The organism is Aquirufa nivalisilvae (assembly GCF_003143535.1).
GTDB classification, from domain to species: Bacteria; Bacteroidota; Bacteroidia; order Cytophagales; family Spirosomataceae; genus Aquirufa; species Aquirufa nivalisilvae.
In genome coordinates this window covers 962,528-985,500 of the sequence record NZ_CP029346.1, presented here as the reverse complement: position 1 = coordinate 985,500, position 22,973 = coordinate 962,528, and the positions used below count along the sequence as shown (strand labels likewise).

21 protein-coding genes are annotated in these 22,973 nt (G+C 38.4%); 12 read left to right on the top strand and 9 right to left on the bottom strand.

The genetic code is table 11. The features are described 5' to 3' along the window. Window positions 1-6: 6 nt before the first annotated feature. The 7 genes from HME7025_RS04275 to HME7025_RS04245 all read right to left on the bottom strand — a co-directional run bounded on the left by HME7025_RS04275 (window position 7) and on the right by HME7025_RS04245 (window position 8,789). Window positions 7-582: an OmpH family outer membrane protein gene (locus HME7025_RS04275; RefSeq protein WP_109322454.1), complete on the bottom strand. Its 576-nt coding sequence runs from the start codon at window positions 580-582 to the stop codon at window positions 7-9. Between the two features lie 17 nt (window positions 583-599). Further along, the gene (locus HME7025_RS04270; protein WP_226998276.1) at window positions 600-3,281 is read right to left on the bottom strand and encodes a BamA/OMP85 family outer membrane protein; all 2,682 of its coding nucleotides are present in this window, start codon (window positions 3,279-3,281) and stop codon (window positions 600-602) included. 8 nt (window positions 3,282-3,289) lie between these two features. Further along, window positions 3,290-4,039, bottom strand: coding sequence for an isoprenyl transferase (locus HME7025_RS04265; RefSeq protein ID WP_109322453.1), 750 nt, complete (start codon window positions 4,037-4,039; stop codon window positions 3,290-3,292). A gap of 80 nt (window positions 4,040-4,119) precedes the next feature. Further along, the gene (locus HME7025_RS04260) at window positions 4,120-4,872 is read right to left on the bottom strand and encodes a DUF6089 family protein (protein WP_109322452.1); all 753 of its coding nucleotides are present in this window, start codon (window positions 4,870-4,872) and stop codon (window positions 4,120-4,122) included. After that, the gene (locus HME7025_RS04255) at window positions 4,851-5,780 is read right to left on the bottom strand and encodes a DUF6089 family protein (protein WP_109322451.1); all 930 of its coding nucleotides are present in this window, start codon (window positions 5,778-5,780) and stop codon (window positions 4,851-4,853) included. Before HME7025_RS04255 ends, HME7025_RS04260 begins: the two co-directional genes overlap by 22 nt. A gap of 106 nt (window positions 5,781-5,886) precedes the next feature. Then, window positions 5,887-7,416 carry a DUF1501 domain-containing protein gene (locus HME7025_RS04250; RefSeq protein WP_109322450.1) on the bottom strand — a complete coding sequence of 510 codons (1,530 nt, stop codon included), beginning with the start codon at window positions 7,414-7,416 and terminating at the stop codon, window positions 5,887-5,889. 2 nt (window positions 7,417-7,418) lie between these two features. Next, window positions 7,419-8,789 carry a DUF1800 domain-containing protein gene (locus tag HME7025_RS04245; RefSeq protein ID WP_109322449.1) on the bottom strand — a complete coding sequence of 457 codons (1,371 nt, stop codon included), beginning with the start codon at window positions 8,787-8,789 and terminating at the stop codon, window positions 7,419-7,421. Window positions 8,790-9,067: 278 nt separating this feature from the next. On the opposite strand from HME7025_RS04245, the gene HME7025_RS04240 reads away from it, so the two are divergent. From HME7025_RS04240 to HME7025_RS04205, 8 genes are all read left to right on the top strand, one after another. Further along, complete coding sequence (locus HME7025_RS04240; RefSeq protein ID WP_154401926.1) at window positions 9,068-9,547, top strand: hypothetical protein; 480 nt, start codon at window positions 9,068-9,070, stop codon at window positions 9,545-9,547. Window positions 9,548-9,680: 133 nt separating this feature from the next. Continuing rightward, window positions 9,681-13,043 (top strand): preprotein translocase subunit SecA, encoded by a 3,363-nt coding sequence (secA, locus tag HME7025_RS04235; protein ID WP_109322447.1) that lies wholly within the window; start codon window positions 9,681-9,683, stop codon window positions 13,041-13,043. 161 nt (window positions 13,044-13,204) lie between these two features. Next, window positions 13,205-13,762, top strand: a complete 558-nt coding sequence (locus tag HME7025_RS04230; RefSeq protein ID WP_109322446.1) for a cupin domain-containing protein — start codon at window positions 13,205-13,207, stop codon at window positions 13,760-13,762. 234 nt (window positions 13,763-13,996) lie between these two features. After that, the gene (locus tag HME7025_RS04225) at window positions 13,997-15,520 is read left to right on the top strand and encodes a glycosyltransferase family 39 protein (protein WP_109322445.1); all 1,524 of its coding nucleotides are present in this window, start codon (window positions 13,997-13,999) and stop codon (window positions 15,518-15,520) included. Window positions 15,521-15,611: 91 nt separating this feature from the next. Beyond that, complete coding sequence (locus HME7025_RS04220; RefSeq protein WP_109322444.1) at window positions 15,612-16,229, top strand: HPP family protein; 618 nt, start codon at window positions 15,612-15,614, stop codon at window positions 16,227-16,229. Between the two features lie 83 nt (window positions 16,230-16,312). Beyond that, entirely contained in the window at window positions 16,313-16,708 is a 396-nt protein-coding gene (locus HME7025_RS04215; protein WP_109322443.1) for a hypothetical protein, read from the top strand. A 5-nt stretch (window positions 16,709-16,713) separates the two neighbouring features. Continuing rightward, window positions 16,714-17,013, top strand: coding sequence for a PAAR domain-containing protein (locus HME7025_RS04210; protein ID WP_109322442.1), 300 nt, complete (start codon window positions 16,714-16,716; stop codon window positions 17,011-17,013). Window positions 17,014-17,044: 31 nt separating this feature from the next. After that, entirely contained in the window at window positions 17,045-17,662 is a 618-nt protein-coding gene (locus HME7025_RS04205; RefSeq protein ID WP_109322441.1) for an L-2-amino-thiazoline-4-carboxylic acid hydrolase, read from the top strand. 8 nt (window positions 17,663-17,670) lie between these two features. On the opposite strand, the gene proB is transcribed toward HME7025_RS04205, so the two are convergent. Beyond that, a complete protein-coding gene (gene proB / locus HME7025_RS04200) occupies window positions 17,671-18,699 on the bottom strand; it encodes a glutamate 5-kinase (protein WP_109322440.1) in 1,029 nt (342 codons plus the stop codon). 163 nt (window positions 18,700-18,862) lie between these two features. Between proB and HME7025_RS04195 the strand changes: the two genes are divergently transcribed. After that, window positions 18,863-19,303 carry a hydrogenase gene (locus HME7025_RS04195; RefSeq protein ID WP_109322439.1) on the top strand — a complete coding sequence of 147 codons (441 nt, stop codon included), beginning with the start codon at window positions 18,863-18,865 and terminating at the stop codon, window positions 19,301-19,303. A gap of 19 nt (window positions 19,304-19,322) precedes the next feature. Here HME7025_RS04195 and aat read toward each other — a convergent pair whose 3' ends face one another. Then, window positions 19,323-19,934, bottom strand: a complete 612-nt coding sequence (gene aat / locus HME7025_RS04190; protein WP_109322438.1) for a leucyl/phenylalanyl-tRNA--protein transferase — start codon at window positions 19,932-19,934, stop codon at window positions 19,323-19,325. Window positions 19,935-20,158: 224 nt separating this feature from the next. Here aat and HME7025_RS04185 point away from each other — a divergent pair, with 224 nt between their 5' ends. From HME7025_RS04185 to argC, 3 genes are read left to right on the top strand one after another with little or no spacing between them, the layout of a single operon-like run. After that, the gene (locus HME7025_RS04185; RefSeq protein WP_109322437.1) at window positions 20,159-20,824 is read left to right on the top strand and encodes a GNAT family N-acetyltransferase; all 666 of its coding nucleotides are present in this window, start codon (window positions 20,159-20,161) and stop codon (window positions 20,822-20,824) included. Between the two features lie 2 nt (window positions 20,825-20,826). Then, a complete protein-coding gene (gene argG, locus HME7025_RS04180) occupies window positions 20,827-22,020 on the top strand; it encodes an argininosuccinate synthase (protein WP_109322436.1) in 1,194 nt (397 codons plus the stop codon). Between the two features lies 1 nt (window position 22,021). Beyond that, window positions 22,022-22,972 carry an N-acetyl-gamma-glutamyl-phosphate reductase gene (argC, locus tag HME7025_RS04175; protein WP_109322435.1) on the top strand — a complete coding sequence of 317 codons (951 nt, stop codon included), beginning with the start codon at window positions 22,022-22,024 and terminating at the stop codon, window positions 22,970-22,972. The last annotated feature ends 1 nt before the right edge of the window (window position 22,973 follow it).

Here is a 22,973-nt window from a genome sequence, read left to right as displayed (position 1 = left end):
TGATTATTAATTTTCTTTTACTGGTTTACTTTTATCAGTTGCTTTATCGACCAAATTCGGATCTAATTCCAATCCCAATTCTTCCAATACATAATCAGAATAGTCGTGTACTGGATTGGTATAAATCATAGCCAATCCATCATTTGCCTTATCAAATAAGAAATCAAGTCGCTTTTGGCGAACAACTTTCTCCACAGCCTTGGAAACTTCATCCAACACGGGTTTCAATGCGGCTTGTTTGAACTTAAACAATTCGCCTTCAGCCCCAAAAATCTTATTTTGAAATGACCTGGCTTCATTGTCCTTTTGACGAATGATACTTAACCTTTGTTGACGCAAGTCTTCGGTCAACAATAATTCTTCTAATTTATATTCTCTCTCTAACTTAGCTACTTCCTCATTTTTACTTGAAATCTCCTGAATCCATTGTTTGGTCATTTGATCTATCTTGCCTTGAACTTGTTTGTACTCAGGCATTTTAGACGTAATGAACTCGGTATCAATGTATCCAAATTTTTGGGCATAAGACCTTTGTCCTAGCACCGTAAGCATCAAAATTAAGAAAAAAATCGACTTTTTCATTGTATGCTGCTAAATCACTATCTAATCTGCTGACCAATAGAGAACGTAAAGGCCTGACGTCCAAAATCAGAATCACCTGGTCTAGGTTTATCAAATCCAAAACCATAATCTATACCAATCATACCAAAGGCTGGCATAAATATACGTGCACCAAATCCAGCCGACTTATATAAATTAAATGGATTATAATCTGATAAAGAAGAGAAGTTGTTACCTCCTTCTGCAAAACCCAATACAAAAATGGTTGCTGAAGGATTTAAGGACACTGGATAACGTACCTCCATCACAAATTTATTATAGGCCACTCCACCATTTCCATAAGATCCAGACGGCCCAATAACACGATCTTTATAACCTCTTAATCCAACGATATCACGGTTGAAAGAGAAGCCTTGCACCATACCCGAACCTCCTAAATCAAAACGCTCAAAACGAGTAGTTTCTTTTCCTCCATAAGACCCTAAGAATCCTAAGTGTGCTCGCGTATGCAAGACAAATTTACCTGCCAAAGGACTAAACCAGCTAGCATCTAACATCCATTTATGGTACTCAATGAGTTGGCCCGTTTTATTACCCCCTAATAAAGAATATGGTGGGGTTAATGACGCTGTCATGGAGAAACTTGAACCCGACCTCGCAAATGTAGGGTTGTCAATACTATTTCTTGAGAAGTTCGTCATGAAAGTCACCGAAGTAGAAATACCCTGCGGGTATGCCCAAGTATAGTAACGATCTACATCATATTGAGAAAAGGATAATGAATGACTTAATGAGAAATAATCATCTGGCCATTTCAAACGTTTTCCTAAACTGAAAGTAATACTGTTCACGTTAAAGTGAGCCGTTAACAATGAATCAGGTACAGAATAACTTTGATAACCGCCATAAGCTCCACCATAGCCTCCATAACCACCATATCCACCGTAACCGCCATAGCCACCATAACCACCTCCTCCGTAGCCTCCGCCTAATCCACTTCCGTAGCCACCGCCATAACCTGTTGTTCTAAATTGGTATGGATAAGATATACTACGATTCAATGCAATAGAGAATGAATTAGGCTTTTTACCTCCTAACCAAGGTTCTGTGAATGTCAAACTGTAATTTTGAAATGCCGCTCCATTGGCTTGAAAACGAACCGCTAATTTCTGCCCATCTCCTGCTGGTAATGGTCGCCAAGCTGCCCAATTAGTCAAGTTTTTAGCCGAGAAATTATTAAAAACCACACCAAGGGTTCCAACAAAGCCAACATAACCTCCCCAACCACCAGATAATTCAATTTGGTCAGAAGGTTTTTCTTCTACGTTGTACTCAATATCAACTGTTCCATCAGCCCTAGGTTGAGGATTCGGGCTGATTTTTTCTGGGTTAAAATAACCAATTTGAGATAACTCACGAACGGTACGAATGATGGCTGACTTATTAAATTTTTGTCCTGGTAAAGTACGAATCTCACGCATAACTACGTGGTCAGAAGTCTTTGTATTACCATTCAAAATAACCTTATTAATCGTGGCTTGTTTTCCTTCTGAAATACGGATAGTCAAGTCGATGGAATCTCCAACGATGGCTGTTTCTACTGGTTCGGCATTGTAATACAAATAACCGTTGTCCATATAAACCGAACTCAAATCTTCCCCTGGATTTCCACCCATTTTCTTATCCAACTCTTCTGTATTGTACACATCCCCTTTCTTAACTCCCAATACATCCTTCAACACCGAATCTGGATAGATGTAATTCCCATCAAAAAAGATGTTACGGTAATAATATTTGCGGCCCTGAACTAATTTAACTTTCAAGTTTACCGATGAATTATTGTGGCGATATACCGAATCAGAAATCAATTGAAAGTCGCGGAAACCCATTTTATTCATCGCAGCCAAAAGCTTCTCCTTATCTTCATCCCATTTCTTAGGAACAAATTTGGAAGGCTTGAAAATTCGACCAAAACGTACTTGCTTGGTATTCTTAATTTTTCTCAAAATAAGTGAACGCTGAGCTGGTTCAATTCCATCAAGAATAATTTTATTTACTTTTACCTTATCACCTTTATCGACAGTAACAATCAGGGTTGCGTTATTCCCTTTGGTCGTATCTGTCTTCACCACAGATTTAGTCGTAATATTCAAACGACCTTTTTCTTGGTAGTATTTACGAATAACCAATTCAAGATTTTTACGAAGTGTTTCCGTAATGATTTTCCCTTTATATGCTTTTACTTTTTCGTTTAATGTCTCCCTTTCTCCTTTTCTAATCCCACTGTAAGTAATAGCAAACAAACGAGGTCTTTCTTTCAACTGAATACGTAACCAAATTTTATCTCCTTCTACTTTTTCAGCATAGATTTCTACATCTTCCAAAATACCTTGATCCATGATTTTTTTGATGGCAGAGGCAATGGCATCTCCTGGAACTTTGATTTTATCTCCAACCTGCAAACCCGAAATATTCACCATGGAATTACCATCATAAAATTGCGAGCCTGAAATTGAAATTCCACCAATGGTGTATTCCTGAGGTACTGAATAAGAAAAACTAGGTTCGGTGCTACTAGGTGTAGTGGAGAATAGGCGTCCACCTAAGCCTTGAGCTAATAAGCCTTGACTCACAAAAATCATCAAACTGAAAAACAAGCCCAATGATTTCCATTGTAATTGGCACGCGTTAACTCGATTCATTAAATATCTTTTTTCCATACGAAGCCTTAGCCTTCACTTTTAACTTGTTCACTCGTTTTTCCAAATCGTCTTTCACGCATTTGGAAATCAACAATAGCCTGATATAAATGTACTTTTCTAAAATCAGGCCAAAATAAATCTTCAAAAATATACAATTCGGCATATGCCAATTGCCACAGCATAAAATTACTAATTCGGTGATCACCACCAGTTCTGATCATTAAATCAGGATCAGGCATTCCTGCGGTCGACAAATGATTATCCATCATGGAATCATCAATATCACTAGCCTTTAATTCCCCTTTTTCCACTTTCTCAGCCAGCTTTTTGGCTGCTTGTACCAAATCCCACTTTCCTGAATATGACAAAGCTAATACCAACGTTAAGCCTGTATTATTCGCCGTTTTATTCATCGCAGCCAACAATTCCCTCTGTGATTTATCAGGCAAAGATTCAATATTTCCGATGGCTTTTAAACGAACCTGATTCTTCATCATGGTAGGTAATTCCTCATTAATGGTGCTTACCAACAAGCTCATTAAAGCCATTACTTCAGCTTTAGGTCTATTCCAGTTTTCCGTGGAGAAAGCATACAAAGTCAAATACTTGACTCCTAACTCTCCACATCCTTCAATGGTCTCCCTAACTGCTTGAATAGCATTTCGATGACCAAAAATGCGATCTGTGAAACCCTTCTGTTTCGCCCAACGACCATTACCGTCCATGATAACGGAAATATGGGCAGGAAGATTGTTAAGGTCAATAGATTCTTTCACAAATAGGGCAATAATTAATCGAATAAAACAAAGTGGTAAAGATAGCTAATTTGAACACCTATTCAAAATACTAGGACCAATCAGTAAACTTTGGGACAAAAGATCGATTGAATGGTATAAGTGACCGAAAAACCTAGATGCAAATACTGATCTCCCCCATTCAGGGTAAAGCTGTCCATATTCCCATCATAAGACGCAACTTGATCTAATTTATCGCTAAATACTTTTCTGCTTCCTATTTCTCCGCGAATACCCCAATTCTTATTGATCTGAAATTTAACTCCAATTCCATAGGGTATTGCCGGAGTCAAAAATGCATCGATTTTATCAGGACTAGCGAAGACTGCCCCCAATCCTCCAAAGAAATAAGGAGTCCAATTGACATGTCTAGGGTCAACTTCGTAGTCCAAAAAATTATAATCTACAATTCCCGAAAATTCTGTGATCGACGTAGCAAAAATAGACGCATCCACTACTTTACCATTGGGTGTAATGACGGTAGGCGGAGTTCCAACTGGAAATAATGTACTAGGTCGGTTAGCAATATTGCCCTGAATTCGACTCAGCATCATTTGAAAACGATAGGTAAAGGCATGTCGTTCTTGATAAGAAACAAACAGGTGAATTGCAGGTAAGGTTTCTTTTAACTCCGCAGCACTAGGTCGATATCCCCAATCTGCCAATTCCCCTTTATAGACTGTTGCACCAAAGCCCGCTCCCCAAGTCCACCTTTGTGCTTGTAAGTCCGTAGATTTAGCTAAAAAGATGACAAGAAGACACAGTAAACTGGCCTTGACGAGGTTAGTGGGTATTATCGTGGTAGTGGAGGACAATCAATCTTATTTTTTAAGTGGTAAATCAAGCGAATTTGGGTAGTAAAATACTGATCGGAACCTTTGGCAATTAAGGGAGGGTTACCTGATTGAGTCCATCCAGACCTTTGTGCCAAAGTATTTGCGGCATAAAGTTCTGTTTCTCTTGTTGTATATGGCTCTAAACCTCTAGTTAAATCATTTCTAATATCTGTTACATCGTCTAAATAGTCAGTAAATGAAATTCGGTAGCCAAAATCAAAGCCAATATCAAAAGAATGATTGATTTTGTATCGAACTCCAAATCCAAATGGTACTGCACCCGTGATTTTGGAATAATCTACGCCTTCCGTTTTCTGAGGTTGCCAATCTTCAAATGGCTTTTGTATTGGTTTACCGTTTGCATCTAGATCTGTAACAGGTTTTCTCGCTTGAGGATTAAAATACACTCCCGAAAGTCCTAAATAGACATAAGGCGACAAGGTTCTACGTTTAGGTAAATTCTCCTCATTTCCCATAATTTCATAAATCCCAATCAATGACAATTCCTGCATATCAGTTCGGAAATGTAAGTTTCTAGTGTAACTAGGCTCAAATCTTCCGTTTGGATCAAAATAGTTGTCGTCCGCGGCTATGCGTATGTAGGTAAAGCTACCTTGAATACTCAAATGTTTTTTAAAATGACGAGTATATTGCACTCCAGCATTCCAACGTAAGGTCTTCCCTCCCACATCCATTAAGGTCATGGCAGGCGCAATATCCCCTAAATAAGTAGATGAACCAGCTCCAATACTAAAAGATGAGTGTGCCTTAAAAGGATTTTTAGGAGCTGCTTTCTTCCCACTTTGACCCAAAAACCAAAATTGAGCCTGCATGGGTGCTGAGGCACATATTGTCATCAAAATACATAAGCTGAAGAGTCTGATCATGGATGTTTTTGCTGGTTAGATCATAAAACGTTGATACTCCCTCAAATGTTGTAGTATAAGGCGGCACGAATATACAAAATTATGGCTTGTATTAAAATTTGACCCCTTATTGAACAAGCATCCTTTTGTACATGGAAAGCCCTGAAGTACTTGCCATATGTACCAAATAAATACCAGGTGATAAGCCTAATGCATTCAAAGTCAATTGATAAGTGCCCGGAGTTCGAGTACCACGATAGAGTGTCTTGATCTCTTTTCCTTGTAAATCAAACAACGTAATTTTTATATCTAATACGGGTTTATAAACGGCATATTGAATGACCGTAAAATCCGTCACTGGATTAGGCATTGGTGAATTGATTTCCATTCCCAAAGTATCTGGTAAGGCATCTGGTGAATTCTTAAAAATAGGTACTCGTTCAAAGGTCTGTTTAAATAATTCCTGCGTTTTGAACGCATCTAATCCCAAATGATCTCTCAAAACAGTACTATAAATTTGACGGTAATCAAAATTGTATCTTAAATCACCATTACTATCCAAATTAGTCAAACTAGGATTAGCTCCTATCAATCCTCCCCGCACATTGTTTCCAATAAATAGCATGGGAGCCGCAGTTCCATGATCTGTACCTTGCGTTCCATTTTGATTCACTCTCCTCCCAAATTCTGAAAAAGTCATCACAGTAATGGCATCTGCCAAACCTTGATTAGTCATATCATTTTGAAATGCAGAAACCGCCTCAGAAATTGTTTTCCATAAATTGGCATGCTGCGTTTTTTGATTTGCATGGGTATCAAATCCACCAATATTGGCCAAGTAAACGGGCGTCTCTAAACCTCCTGCCACCAAACGAGCCACAATACTCAATTGCTTAGCTAAATTAGTATTGGGATAGGTATAAGCATTTTTCGCTTTATTAGCTGCATCCCGAATTACGGTGGAATATTGAACTGAAGAACTCGCAATTTGCTTTAAAAAGGCCAACTCATCTCCAGCTAAAGTGGCAGGCGGTAATTCGGAATCAGCTAAAGTTCCTGAGACCAATTGATAAAATAAATTAGGGTCCTCGAATACCGTCCCTACCCGACCTACATCTGTTTGGAATAACAGAGATTCCACCGAACCCAACTGAATGGCCATAGGGTCTTTAGGTAATTGAATGGGATAATCCGGATATTGCATTTCTAAAAAACGACCGGCCCAGCCTTCATCCCAAACCGTCGTTGCGTCAGATCCTGTATTCCAAATATCGGTAGCTCTAAAATGGGAACGATTGGGATTGGCATATCCTACACTTTGCGTAATGGCCACCAAACCTTTGTCGTACAATGACTTCATACTCGCCATAGCAGGATTCATGTACATGCCATTGGACAAGGGAAGAGCGTCTTCTTTTTTTATCGATATATCAGGCCTTTTGGTAAAATAATTATCATCCTCCGCTGGAATGATGGTATTTAGTCCATCATTTCCTCCATTCAATTGGATGATAACTAATACTTTCCCTCGAGCTGCTTGGGCATAAGGCGTAGCACCAAATGCCTTTCCTGTGAAAGAGCCCAACCCCCAAGTCACCCCACCACTAAGTAGGGCCATTTGGCGTAAAAACTGCTGACGGCTTAGTTCTTTTTTCATTTTTATGCCAATTGATATTCAGGTAAGCGCATCATTGCTTTCAAAAACTTATTAATTCGAGCGTCTGCATTGGGCGTGTACGTGGACCAATTGGCCGCAATAGTACCATCCAAAAGCACTTCCAATAAAAAAGATTTTCTTGCCTCTGTTAGAGGGAATCGAATGAATAATTTGACCATTTCTTCGACAAACTCCTTAGGTTTTTCTGCATTGGATGACAACCTAGCAAAAGCGATGGGGTCTAATTTTCCAGTAACAGTCACTCCATTATACCTTTTTCCACTCAATAGTGAATCCGTAAATCCTGCTCGGTAGGAATAGGTCGTGGAACTTATCCAATCTCGTTGACCTTCCCAACCAGCCACATTGGGAGGCTGAAAAAGTTGCATTTGAAGTATGATAGCCATATCATACCAATTTTGTAAATCGGGATTTTTAAGCTCCAATTGTTTGGCGGATCCCACGATTAACTCCGTTGGACTTTTAATCTTGGCTGCCATGATTTCTGGTTTATAAAATTCCTCTGAGGTGAATAAGAATTTTAATAATGGCTTTAAAACAAAATTGTTTTGTCTTAATACGGCTGCCATTTTTTTAACAAATACTTCATCTGCTTTGTAATAGACAAATTCCTTGTAAATTTTCCGACAAATGAATTCGGAGGCAGCAGTTTGCGTGAAAATATGATCAATAAGACTATTATTATCAAACTTCGCTGTTTTACCCAAAACACTTAGACTTGCTTCTTTATACCAGCGCGTAGCATCAAAAACAGAAATCAATCCTCTTACTTGCCATCCAGAAAACACTCTTGCTGCTTGCTTGATATCAGTCTCTGTGTAATTACCTATGCCCAAAGTGAATAATTCCATCACCTCTCGAGCATAATTTTCGTTGGGTGCAGTACCTCGACTATTATTTCCATCCAAATAAATTAACATGGAAGGATCTATACTAATATCTTTGACCAATTGCTTAAAATCACCAAAAGCATAATTTCTCAATAATTGATTCTGCTTATATACGTATTGGGGATAATTGACCTTTTGCCTTTCATTTGAAAAATGATTGTGTAGGAATAAAACCATTTTCTCTTGCATACTGAGAGATTCGCCCAGCATACGACTATACCACCACTTGGTTAATTGTAGAAACCAAGGTCCAACTAAATTTTTATCTAATTGAGCTTGCTCAGGCACTAAGTCTACCCAGGTATCAGGTGGAGCAGGGATGGATATATCCTTTAAAATAGCTAAATCTAATAAATCATTGAAATTCCCATATCCCATGGCCCGTTCTAAATCTGATTTCGAATAGCCAAATAACACACGTGAAAGTAAATGCGAAACATGGGTGGTATTCCAAGTTAACATAGCATTCCTGTTTTTAAAATGTATTTCAAATAACTATGAAATACGTTGAGAATAGATAAGCTTAAAGTAGCACGTAATAATAAACCAATTGACGCTAATTATCAATTTATTGATAAAATTACTTGCCATTTTTCTATTTGAATTCTGATTCGGGAACTTATCGAGATAAGTTTCCGTTGTTGAAAAATTACTCAAAATTTTATTTTGGATTTGAGATGGAAATTTTACCATCAGAAACGAAAAAAAATCACTTGATTTGCGAGAATAATCGTATAAATATGTCACAAGGTTATACCCCACCCCGTAGAGCTCCACGTAAAAAGTTGAAAATGCCTTTATTCGGCAATTTAGGAAGTGGTAATTCAGGCCAAGGGGAACAAGTAGATTGGGGAGGTAAAAATTTCACTAAACTGGTTTTCATCGTTGGTACATTAGGATTACTTGCTCAAATGTTTTTACCTAATCTATGGGCAGAAAAAATGTATGACACCCAAAGTGAGATACTGGATTTAGATTTAGATGGATCAATTCGTAAAAAATACACGGATGCCACGAACCCCAATGATGTTCATTATATTTTGGTTGTAAAGCAAAAAGATGGGACAAGACGTAAATTGGATTTACACAAGGCAGATCCCGTATTTTTTGACCAAGTAGCCGTTCCACAAAGGCTCAAAAAAACACCCGGTTCTTTGGATGTTTTGGTCACACGCTTTTCTAAGCTTGACACCACAATCAAGATTCGATTTCTTCCCTGATTCTCTAATAGATTAGTTCGCGAATTAATGCGGCTCACTATCGCTTGCGTTAATTTTAGCGTTTTTTAGAGATTAATTGGTAAATTGCATATTCAATTTTAAAATGTGCCTAGGTAGGCACACATTCTATACAATGTTATCCATCTTCAGCAAAACAGTAACCAAAATATTTGGAACCAAGTCGGAAAGAGACATCAAAGCATTGATGCCGATAGTCGATAAAATAAAAGAGGAGTACGCACGATTGAGTCATATCTCAGACGATGAGTTACGTCAAAAATCAGTTGATTTCAAAGCACGTATTCTGGCATTTTTGGCCGATATAGATGCTCAGATAAATACATTACATACACAAGGACAAGCTACAGAGGACATTGATGCCAAAGAAAAGTTTTTCCTGGAAATTGATAAATTAAATCTAGAGCGCAATAAGCAATTAGAAGTAGTATTGAACGAGATACTACCTGAGGCATTTGCGGTAGTAAAAGAAACGGCGCGTCGATTTACCGAGAATAAACAATTGGTCGTTCAAGCAACCATCGAAGATAAATTCATTGCCTCTAAAAAGGCAAATGTTAAGATAGATGGCGATAAAGCTATCTGGGCTAATCAATGGGATGCTGCGGGCAATACCATTACTTGGGATATGATTCATTACGATGTCCAATTGATTGGAGGTATCGTGTTGCACCAAGGAAAAATCTCTGAAATGGGTACGGGAGAGGGTAAAACATTGGTTTCTACGCTTCCTACTTATTTAAATGCCTTGGCTGGTCGTGGTGTTCATATCGTCACTGTCAATGATTATTTGGCCAAACGTGACTCCGAATGGAATGCTCCTTTATTTGAATTCCATGGTTTGAGAGTGGATTGTATCGACAAGCACGAGCCAAATACAGAAGAGCGTAGACATGCTTATGCTGCGGATATCACTTATGGTACCAACAATGAGTTTGGCTTTGATTATTTGCGTGATAACATGGCTCGTAGCTTAGAGGATCAGGTACAAAGACCCCATCATTTTGCTATGGTGGATGAGGTTGACTCCGTTTTGATTGATGATGCTCGTACACCTTTAATCATTTCTGGCCCTATCCCACGTGGAGATGAGCAAGAGTTTGACGCCTTTAATCCTCGCGTTCAAAAATTGGTAGAAGCGCAAAAACAATTGGTTCAAAACTTCTTAGTAGAGGCAAAAAAACAAATAGCTACGGGTGATAAAAAAGAAGGAGGTTTAGCTTTATTCAGAGCCTTCAGAGGTTTACCTAAATCGAAACCTTTGATCAAGTTTTTATCCGAATCTGGGAATAAGCAATTACTTCATGAAACAGAATCCATCTATTTGGCAGAGAATCAAAAATTGATGCCACAAGCGGATTCTCCTTTATTATTCACCATTGAAGAAAAGAATAATCAAGTGGAATTAACGGAAAAAGGATTGGAGTTCATGAGTGGCAACACGGAGGATCCTAATTTCTTTGTATTACCTGACTTGTCCATTGATTTAAATAAAATTGAGAAAAATAAAGAGCTATCAGATGCTGAACGTTTATCTCAAAAAGAACAGTTAATTCGTGAGTACAATGACAAAGCGAGCCGTATTCATACGGTAAATCAATTGTTAAAGGCTTATGCCCTATTTGAGAAAGATACAGAATACATCATTGTAGATGGTAAAGTAAAAATTGTTGATGAACAAACCGGTCGTGTGATGGAAGGTCGCCGTTATTCTGATGGTTTACATCAAGCAATTGAAGCAAAAGAAGGAGTCAATGTGGAAGATGCTTCACAAACTTATGCCACCATCACCTTACAAAATTACTTCCGTATGTACCACAAATTAGGTGGTATGACGGGTACAGCCGAAACAGAGGCAGGTGAGTTTTGGACAATTTACAAATTGGATGTTGTTTCGATTCCTACGAATCGAGTGATTCAAAGAAAAGATGCGGAAGATAAAGTATACCGTACTGTTCGTGAAAAATACAATGCCGTTGCTGAAGAAATTCAAGAATTAGTCAATCAAGGTCGTCCCGTTTTAGTGGGTACAACCTCCGTTGAAAACTCGGAATTGATTAGTCGATTGTTGACGATTCGTAAGATTCCTCACAATGTATTGAATGCAAAACAACATGCACGTGAAGCGGAGATTGTAGCTGAAGCAGGACAATCAGGCAAAGTCACCATTGCAACCAACATGGCTGGACGTGGAACGGACATCAAATTAAGTCCTGAGTCGAAAGCCGCTGGCGGTTTGGCCATTATTGGTACAGAAAGACATGAATCGAGGCGTGTCGACAGACAGTTGCGTGGTCGTGCGGGACGTCAAGGAGACGTGGGTTCTTCTCAGTTCTTTGTATCTCTAGAAGATAATTTAATGCGTTTATTTGGTTCCGACCGTATAGCGAAAGTAATGGATCGTTTGGGCATGGAAGAAGGAGAAGTGATTCAACATTCGATGATTACTTCGTCCATTGAAAGAGCACAAAAGAAGGTTGAGGAAAACAACTTTGGTATTCGTAAGCGATTATTGGAATACGATGATGTGATGAATTACCAAAGAAATGCCATTTACAAACGTCGTCAAAACGCCCTTTTAGGTGAGCGTTTATCGTTGGATATTATCAATACGATGTTTGATGTTTGCCAAGATTTGGTAGGTCAATACACTACATACGGCGAATTAGAATTAAAAGTGATTGATTTATTGGGTATTGAGCCTCCATTTGCTGAAGAAGATTTCAATCGATTATCTCCTGAAGTGAAGATTGAACGCTTATTCTTAGCCGCAGAGGATCATTACAAGAGTAAAAATGAGGGTATCGCTCAACAAGTTATCCAAGTAGCTCAAGAAGCTTTACGTCAAGGTTACTCAGGTATTCAGGTACCAATAACCAATGGAAACTGGGTAACAGGTGTAGTGGTAGATGCTCAAAAAACCATTGATTCACATGGTAAAGAAGTAGTTAAAGAGATGGAGAAATTCATTACCTTAACTTTGATTGATCAAGAATGGAAAGAGCATTTACGTGAAATGGATGACTTAAAACAATCCGTTCAAAATGCTGTATTTGAGCAAAAAGATCCATTATTGATCTATAAATTTGAAGCGGTTAATTTATTCCAACGCTTTGTTTCTCGAGTGAATGTGGACACGATTAGTTTCGTGTTAAAAGCTGAAATTCCTGAAATTCAACAGACGAATCAAGCGCAACAAGTTAAAAAGGAGAAGGCTCCGAAATTACAATTAAGTAAAGATGAGGCTATTTCCTCTCTATTGGGTGGCTTAGCTGGAGGACAAGCTGAAGAACAGCAGGAATACCACGACCCAAGCTCACGCAGTGAAGAGCGGATTGCTCCACGCCAGGCTATAAAAATTGCTGACCGTAATCAACGAGTGACTGTTCAATACCGAGATGGTTCTATCAAGGAAAATGTCAAATATAAAACCGTAGAGCAGGATGTTGAGAGTGGAGAGGCGGTAGTGATCGCTTAGGTATTGATTTGCATTAAATTGAAAGTGGTTAGTTGTAGGCACAATATTGAGCTTTATAACTAACCATTTTTTTATTACAATGAACCCACATAGATAATTAAACAAATATCTAACTTAAATCTTTCTATTCTTTGTTAAACCTATTTTAAGACCTATTCAAAATGCCATTCAAACATCAAGTTCTAACTGACCCGATCAAAGGGGACGTCTATGAGTTTTTAGAAACTGCCCAGGATAGCCAAGGAGAACGAGTTAGCATCAAAATGACCGTTAAGACCAAGGGGCAATTGGTTCCTATGCATTTGCATATGCTTCAAGATGAACACTTTACGGTTTTAAGTGGTCAACTTACTGTTCTACATGAGGGCAAATCCCAGGTATTACAAGCTGGAGATAGTATTGTCTTAGCCAAAAATCAAGTGCACAATCATTTCAATAATCATGATGAACCTGTGGAATTTATTCAGACGGTTAGTCCCGCTTTAGATTTCGATTACTTCATTGAAAACTTGATTAACTATACCATCGATCATCAAGTAAAAGGTGGCAAGTTTGGGCTGATTCAGCAATTAGTCACGTCGAAATACATAGCTAGTAAAAGTTACGTGGCAGGTATTCCAATCCCAGTTCAAAATTTCCTAATGAATGTAGTGGGCCCTATTGCTAAGTTATTTGGCGTAAAGGCTTTGTATGCAGAATATTGCGGGATAAATAAATAATTAACGCTTTTCTAACGCTGTCAAGGTTCGGAACCTTGCCAGCGTTGCGTTAACGATTAAAATTTGACCTATATTGTCCAACAAATTGATAAAAGAGTTTGTCGGAAAAATCTATACAAAAGACTGATTATCAAAAATATAGATTAGACATCATCTTCGCATGTAGACATATATATCCATGCAAAACAAAACTCGATTCATAGTATATTGCGGGTGATTGAATAATCATATTTTATGAAATATAGCCTATACCTTTTCATTTTAATCAAATTCATTCTTCAATATTCACTCATAGATTCCAGCTATGATTTACAAAGGGATGAATATTTACATCTTGATCAGGCACATCATTTGGCTTGGGGATATATGTCGGTGCCACCATTCACATCTTGGATATCCTGGCTCATATTACAATTAGGCAATCAAGCGTTTTGGATTCAATTCTTTCCTGCATTATTTGGAGCATTAACTATCGTTGTGGTTTGGAAGACCATAGAATCATTAGGGGGAAGGCATTTTGCATTGTATTTAGGTGCCATATCGGTGCTTCTCTCTGCCATTCTACGCTTAAATACACTTTTTCAGCCCAATTCTTTTGATGTTTTGGCCTGGACAACCTGTTACTACCTGCTCATTCGATTTATTCAAACAGATCGATCCAAATGGTTATACTATTTGGCTATTGTATGGGCATTGGGATTTTTGAACAAATACAATATCATATTTCTCATTTTGGGCATTTTACCCGCCATCTTGTTATCTGAACACAGGAAAATATTGGCTCAAAAACGTTTTTATGTGGCATTGAGCTTAGGGTTATTGATCATTCTACCCAACTTAGTTTGGCAATACCAACATCATTTCCCAGTAATTCATCACATGAAACTATTAGCGAAGATTCAACTAGTTCATGTCAACCGTTGGGAATTCCTATCTTCCCAGATCCTATTTTTTGTTGGTTCCTTTTTTGTACTCATTGCTTCAATGTGGTCATTATTGGTTTATCCACCATTTAAAAAATTTCGATTTCTATTCTGGAACTTGATTTTCACGCTGGCCATCTTCACCTATTTTAAAGCCAAAGATTATTATGCCATCGGACTATATCCCATCTATCTATCATTTGGCTCTGTCTATATATCTTTTGTCCTACAATTTGGATGGAAAAAATATATGCAAATCATAGCTTTAGCATTACCCTGCCTAGCATTTATACCTATGTATTTGTATGTTTTCCCCAACAAATCGGCCAAGCTTATCATTCAAAATCCGGCACCTTATCAAAAATTGGGGCTTCTTCATTGGGAAGATGGCAAAGATCACCACATACCTCAGGATTTTGCTGATATGCTAGGTTGGAAAGAATTAGCTCAAAAATTAGATTCGGTTGTATCGACTCTCCCTCCTGCAAGTTTAGATAGCACCATTATCTTATGTGATAATTATGGTCAGGCTGGTGCCATAAATTATTATACAAAAAACAAATCGATCGTAGCATACTCTATGAATGCCGACTATGCCCGATGGATTCCTTTAGATAAACCCATGAAACATGTGATCTTGGTCAAAGAGTATGATGATGAAGATCCTCGCCGAACAGAGGAAAGACCTTTTTTTGACACCTTATATTTGGCTGGAGTAAGAAGTAATCCATTAGCTAGAGAACATAAGGTTTCCATTTATGTATTAAAAAATGCCAAAATCAATATAAATCGACGGGTAAGCGATGAGGTCGCGGAAGCGTTATACCTAGAATAAACATTTCGATAGTTATTCTAAAAATGGATTCTCCAGATCATTTGCTTCAGATTGATGATGGAATCCAAGAAACAAAACAATTAAATACATTATGCCTAAGGTTGTTAAACGAAAAATTAAAAGGGGAATTAGAATTTCCAAATATGTGATTTACAAGGAAACGCTGATTGATCAAAAAGAAAATTTTCTATCCTTTTTAGGTGCCTTTTTAGGAGTTGGAATCATTGCTTTTTGCCAAAAGCAAATTCTGAATGAAAATGAAAATGTCTTTTTAATTGGATCATTTGCTGCATCCAGCGTATTGATTTTTGGTGCTATACAAAGTCCACTCGCACAACCTAGAAATCTGGTAGGTGGTCATTTTATATCAGCCATTTTGGGAGTTAGTATTTATCGATTATTACCCGACATCATCTGGTTAACCGGTCCATTAGCTGTAGGATTATCCATTGTAGCTATGCAAATAACCAAAACGCTGCATCCTCCTGGTGGAGCAACTGCCTTGATCGCAGTGACAGGCTCCGCTAAAATCAAAGCACTAGGTTATTTTTATGTTCTCTTCCCTGTACTTACAGGAGCTACAACCTTATTGTTCATTGCACTAATTTTTAATAACCTAAGCCCCAATAGACATTATCCAAGTAGTCGGCGAGTTAGAAATGCCATTCGAATGATTTTCAATCAAATAACTTTTAGAAAAATTCGCTAATTCAAAAAGTATTCAAACGACTTATAGAAATATTATTTATACTTGTTGAGAAAACATACCCCCAATACCCGAAAACATCCAGCATGAACCCACATAACATCGTAACTGATGGTCAACTAAAAGTTTCCTTTGATGATACGACAGGAAGTATTTTGATCTCAACACCTAAGGGCAACATCATTGAATTAAATGATCAATTAAATGTGTTGAAATTGAGTGATCAATTCCAAAACTGTATCACCATGAACAGGAATGGGATTCAGCTAGATAGTCATGGGGACATTTCTATTTCTGGCTTAAATATTCATTTGAAAGCTATTTCCAATATTGACCTTAAAGCCGAGATGAATGTAAGCACTCAAGCATTAAACATTGAGCAAAGAGCAGATGCTAGTTTTACGGCCTCTGGTGCAGCAAGTGCTGAGCTGTCCTCATCAGGACAAACCAAAGTGAAAGGTGCTATAGTCAATATAAATTAATCAATATGTCATTAGCTGCCAGAATTACCGACGTTCACGTATGTCCAATGACAACATCAGGTATTCCTCCCATTCCTCATGTAGGCGGGCCTATTATTGGTCCAGGCTGTCCAACGGTTTTAATAGGAAGCCTTCCAGCGGCATGCATTGGAGATATGGCTGTATGCGTTGGAGAACCTGATACCATCATTAGTGGAAGTCAAACTGTCTTTATTGGTGGCCGTCCTGCCGCAAGAATGGGGGATAAAACTAATCATGGAGGTAGTATTGCTCTAGGGCTTCCAACGGTAATAATTGGAGATTGAAAATACATTTATATCAAAAATCCTCCTTCCGATGAAAGCTTTTCATCCTTATTTTTTACCCACATTGGTCACCCATTACCAACAAGAAGCGGGTGAAATACTGGCTAGGATGGATCAATTGTATACAGAAATATACGATACAAGTTTAGCTACCTCCAAGAACCCAATCGATAAAAGATTATCTTTTAGTGCCTATTTTTTGGCCATGATCCAATGCTTGGACGAAAAAGGCGAAAGCTATGAACGGATTCGTCAAGTATGTCTACTAATTGCTAATGATTTCGTCCAACCCAAAAATAGTTTCCAACGGCTTATCAAAAAGTGGCCTTCGTATTTCGTTCAAACGTGGTTGGGGAAAATATTAATTCAAAACTTAAAAAAAGAAGTAGAAAAACCTGGCCATCCCGATGGATTTGTGGCTCGAATCATTACCGACAAAAGCGCCACTCACGGCTTAGGTTATGGCATTGATATACTTGGATGCGGCATTTGTAAGCAATTTCAAAAACAAAATTATACCCGATTTACGTCCATTTTATGTGAAGTGGACCACATGACTACTAGTTTGGCAGGATTGGAGATGTTCCGACAAGGGACTATTGCTCAGGGAGCTCCTATTTGTGATTTCAGGTATAAATTGAAAAAATGAATTCCCTTTTACCAAAGAACGATATCATCCGCATGCGCCACTTCTAGACTGCTAGATGCGCTTATTAATTCTGAATGAGAACAACGAGCACGAGCAATGGCCACAGGAGTTTTGTTCATATCCAACAATTCGATCACCTCCCCTTTTTCGAAATCTCCGAGAAACTCAAGCACTCCTACTGAAAGCAAACTTTTGCGTTGTGAGATGGCTTTTACAGCCCCTTTATCTAGTACGGCTTTACCACGAATCAATGAACCGGTGGCCAACCACTTTTGTCGAGAATTAAGCGATGCTTCTTGGGCTTCAAACACCGTTCCGATCTTTTCATTCAGCGCATCTACTATCCCTTCTCCTTGATCTAAGCCAAATATCACCACTTTGATCCCTAATCTAGTGGCCATTCGAGTAAAGGTCAATTTGGAAATCATCCCTCCCAATCCTGAACTGGATTTATCGGTACTTACCACACTTAACACCTCTGAATCTATTTCTTTGACATGTCGAATGATCTTTCCTTCTCCATCCAAAAGTCCACCTACCGAGGTTGAAATCAACAATTTAGAAGCACCGAAACCCGTTGCAATCAAAGTCGCTAATTCATCATTATCCGAAAATTTCAACTCCACATTACTCACCACATCATTTTCATTGGCAATTGGAATAACCCCATTTTTCCAAAGTTCTTGATAAGTCTCTTTCAGTTGCAAAAACTGCCCTCTTTGAGAAAAATGATGTCTTTCACATAAGCTTTGAGCAATAGAAATACCATATTTCTGGAAATAATCGTTGTATTTAGCAATCAAGATCGGATTTCCAACAGCTGCAGCCGCCTTCCGTTCAGACAAGCTTCCCTTATAATTTTTAAAGACCGATTTTCCAGCCGCGACTGCCCCACTTGATACTAAAACAATGTGGAAATTAGGCTGTAATTGAGCTACTTGCGAAGCAATTTTCTCCAAAGTTTGCTCATTTACATCCCCATTGGCATGCGTGATGGAGGATGATCCGAATTTAATTACAAGTATAGGTTTTGACATAATGAACGAAATATTCCTGCAATTTAAGCAATTGAATCCATTCTTAGGAAAGTAGAATGGAGAATGTAGAATGAGGAATTAGGAATAGAGAATTAAATTTTGAAATAATATAGAAGCCGTTTAAATTACCAAAACTTCTTTCAACCTACTCATTATCAATCAAATGGAAACTAAGCTATCTAGTAAACAACAGGCCGACAAATTAATTTTCTTAGGAGTATTCTTGTTCTTTTTAGGATTGGTCATTGGACTATTAATTCCCATTCTTGCCAAACCTCGCATTGGCTTATCTTCTCATTTAGAAGGAGTTATGAATGGCATGTTTCTCATTCTATTAGGTCTAATTTGGAACCGATTAACCCTATCTACATTTTGGTTAAAATCAACCTTTCGATTAGCGGTTTTTGGGACATACATTAATTTCTTAACTATTGGTTTGGCGGCGGCTACCGGTGCTGGAAAATTATTACCCATAGCAGGAGGTACAGAGCAAGGACCAATGATTGAATCAATCATTACAATAGGATTGATTTCTCTAAGCATTGCAATGCTCTTAGTTTGTATTTTGGTGATGAAAGGTTTGGTCTATCAAAATAAGAATTGAAACTTATTAGCATTGATGACTAATAATCATTCTTTGGCAATTTAAATGTACACGTTTTTTTGAGGGCCTTAGCTAACCGGCTTTTATAGTCTTTTCGACTTATTTCAATGGCTCCATAGCGAAGTACATTATCATTCATAAACTGAGTATCCAACAAAGAGTAACCTTGTTCCCGCAGTAAAACCATCAAATAATGGAATGTGACTTTAGAAGAATTAGGTACTAAACTAAACATAGACTCTCCGAAATAGGCGCCACCTAAAGCCACGCCATAAAGTCCACCCACTAGCTTACCATCTTGATATGCTTCCACGGAATGGGCGAAACCTCGTTGAAACATATCGGTATAAGCCTGAATGATTTCTTCTGAAATCCAAGTTTCTGAATCGGTAGACCTTGGTGCAGCACAAAAACGCATGACTGCTTCAAACTGGGTATCAATACGGATTTCGAACAGGTGTTTATTGATGACGGACCTCAATGATTGCGCAGGCTTATAGGAATCAATGGGAATGATAGCCCTTGGATCTGGGCTATACCAATGAATTTCACCCTCATCTGCCATGGGAAAAACACCTTTGGCATAAGCATAAATTAATTGTTCTACTGATAATAGTTTATCCTCTTCCATGAAATAATTAAGAGATTATTCGCATTTCCCCGTTGAATTTCTGAAATTGCAAGCTAATTAGGACAAACTTAGGACGAGCTTCCTGGTTTACAAAAAGAATGCAGATAAAATTATCATTCGTACATCTTACTTCTCCTATCCGACGAAGGCGACGATACATCTTTAGGGTATGATCCCCTAGGGACCTGAAGAATGCTATTGTTTAATTTTTATCGTCGTTAAGAATGAATCCTTATACTGTTCAAGTTGCTAGTCAAGCCCATTTTGGCCTAGCAGAGTCTATTTGCCACGAAATGGCAGAATCGGCAAAAGCTCGTGGTACGGGTATTGCCAAAAGAACGCCTGAATACCTCCAAGAAAAAATGTCTGAAGGTAAAGCTATCATTGCTACTGATGACGTCACGGGAGCATTCGTAGGCTTTTGTTATATTGAAACCTGGCAACACGGTAAGTTTGTTGCCAATTCGGGATTAATCGTTAATCCATCCTACCGTCAATATGGAGTTGCCAAAGCTGTCAAAGCAAAAGCATTTGAACTATCCAGAACACGGTATCCAGATGCTAAAATCATTGGTATCACCACATCTCTTGCTGTGATGAAAATCAACTCGGATTTGGGGTATGAACCTACCACTTTTTCAGAATTACCCGTTGATGACAATTTCTGGAAAGGATGTGAATCTTGCGTCAATTACGATATTTTAACGCGTACTGAACGTAAAATCTGTTTATGCACGGGGATGATTTACGACCCCAATGCGACCAAAAAGTCTCTAGGTGATTCCGAAGAAAAATGGTTATTCCTGAAAAATATTGCTGATTTCAGCAAATTGAAAAAGATCAAAGAAAAATTATTAATGCCCTTTAAGAAGAAGGGGAAATCCAAATAAACATGAGCAAGCCGAAAGTAATTTTAGCCTTTAGTGGAGGATTAGATACCTCATTTTGTGTCAAATATTTAACCGAAGAGCGTGGCATGGAAGTGCACTCGGCTTTAGTCGATACTGGTGGATTCTCTCCTGAGGAATTAAAAGCCATTGAAGCGAAAGCCTATGCTTTAGGGGTAAGCTCGCACGTTACTTTGGATGTGGTGGATTCGTATTACCAAGATTGCTTACGTTATTTAGTTTATGGTAATGTATTAAAAAACAATACATATCCCCTTTCAGTATCTGCTGAGCGAGTATTTCAAGCTACAGCTGTAGCCAAATATGCTGAAAAATTAGGTGCCAAAGCTATCGCACATGGAAGTACGGGTGCAGGTAATGACCAAGTCCGTTTCGATGTGGTATTCCGCATCTTAGCTCCTGAGTGTGAAGTCATTACTCCAATTCGTGATTTACAACTTTCTCGTGAGGCTGAAATCGACTTCTTAAAGTCAAAAGGAGTGGTTCAAGAATGGCATAAAGCAGCCTATTCCATCAATAAAGGCCTTTGGGGCACTTCAGTTGGTGGAAAAGAAACGTTGACTTCTGATGGTTATTTGCCAGAAGATGCGTGGCCTACTCAATTGACTAAAACTACTCCTGAGAAAATAAGTTTGGAGTTTGAACAAGGTGAATTAGTGGGAATCAACGGTAAAAAGTCTAGTTCAAAAGTAGCGGCTATCCGTGAATTAACGGAATTAGCTGGATCCTTTGCCATTGGAAGAGATATCCACGTAGGTGACACCATCATCGGAATTAAAGGTCGTGTAGGATTTGAAGCTCCTGCTCCTTTGATCATCATTAAGGCTCACCACAGTTTAGAAAAACACATTTTGACCAAACACCAATTGTATTGGAAACAAAACATCGGTGATATGTACGGAACCTTATTGCACGAAGGCCAGTTTTTAGAGCCCGTGATGCGCAACTTTGAAACATTCTTGGCAGATACCCAAAGCAATGTAACTGGTACTGTTCACGTACAATTAAACCCATATCAATTCCATATCCTAGGTATTGAATCTAAATACGATTTAATGTCTTCTGTATTTGGTGCATATGGAGAAATGAATAAAGCTTGGACGGGTGATGATGTAAGAGGATTCTCGAAAATTGTCTCCAACCAAACCATGATACACCGGAAGGTAAACGAAAAATAGTATGGCTAAAATAGGAATTGTAGGAGCAGCAGGGTACACAGGAGGTGAATTATTGCGGATTTTAGTCAATCATCCGGATGTGGAATTGACTTGTATTCTTTCTAATTCACAAACAGGCAAGTTGGTTTCGGATGTGCATACCGATTTATTAGGTAGCACTTTTGCCAAGTTCACGGACACCTTAAAACCTGTGGATGTACTTTTTCTATGCTCTGGCCATGGGGAATCTAAAAAATTCTTGGAAGCCAATGATATTCCTTGGCATACCAAAATAATTGATTTAAGTACCGACTACCGGGATGAATCAGATGGATTTGTGTATGGACTTCCTGAATTTCAAAAAGCCAAAATTCAAACTGCACAAAAAATAGCTAATCCAGGTTGTTTCGCTACTTCCATTGAATTAGCTCTATTGCCTTTGGCAGCAGCAGGAAAAATAACCGGGGATGTGCACGTTTCTGCTATCACTGGTAGCACGGGAGCTGGCCAATCTCTATCGAACACAAGTCATTTTTCTTGGAGAAACAATAATATCAGTATTTATAAAGCTTTCACACATCAACACCTGGCAGAAATAGGTCAAACATTAGCCTTTGGAAAAAAGGCTCCTTTGATCCATTTCGTCCCTTATCGAGGTAATTTCTCTCGGGGAATCATGGCCAATGTGTATACTCCATTTACAGGCACTCTAGAAGAGGCCTTGGAATTATACAATAATTACTATGAGCCCTCCCCCTTCGTCTTCGTCTCAAAAGCCAGCATTGATTTAAAACAAGTGGTTAATACCAATAAATGCTTGTTGCACTTAGAAATCCATCAAGGACAATTGTTGATAACTTCCATCATCGACAACCTTATTAAAGGAGCTTCTGGACAAGCAGTGCAAAACATGAATATCATGCTAGGTTGGAAAGAAGATGAAGGTCTACGATTAAAAGCCATCGGTTTTTAAT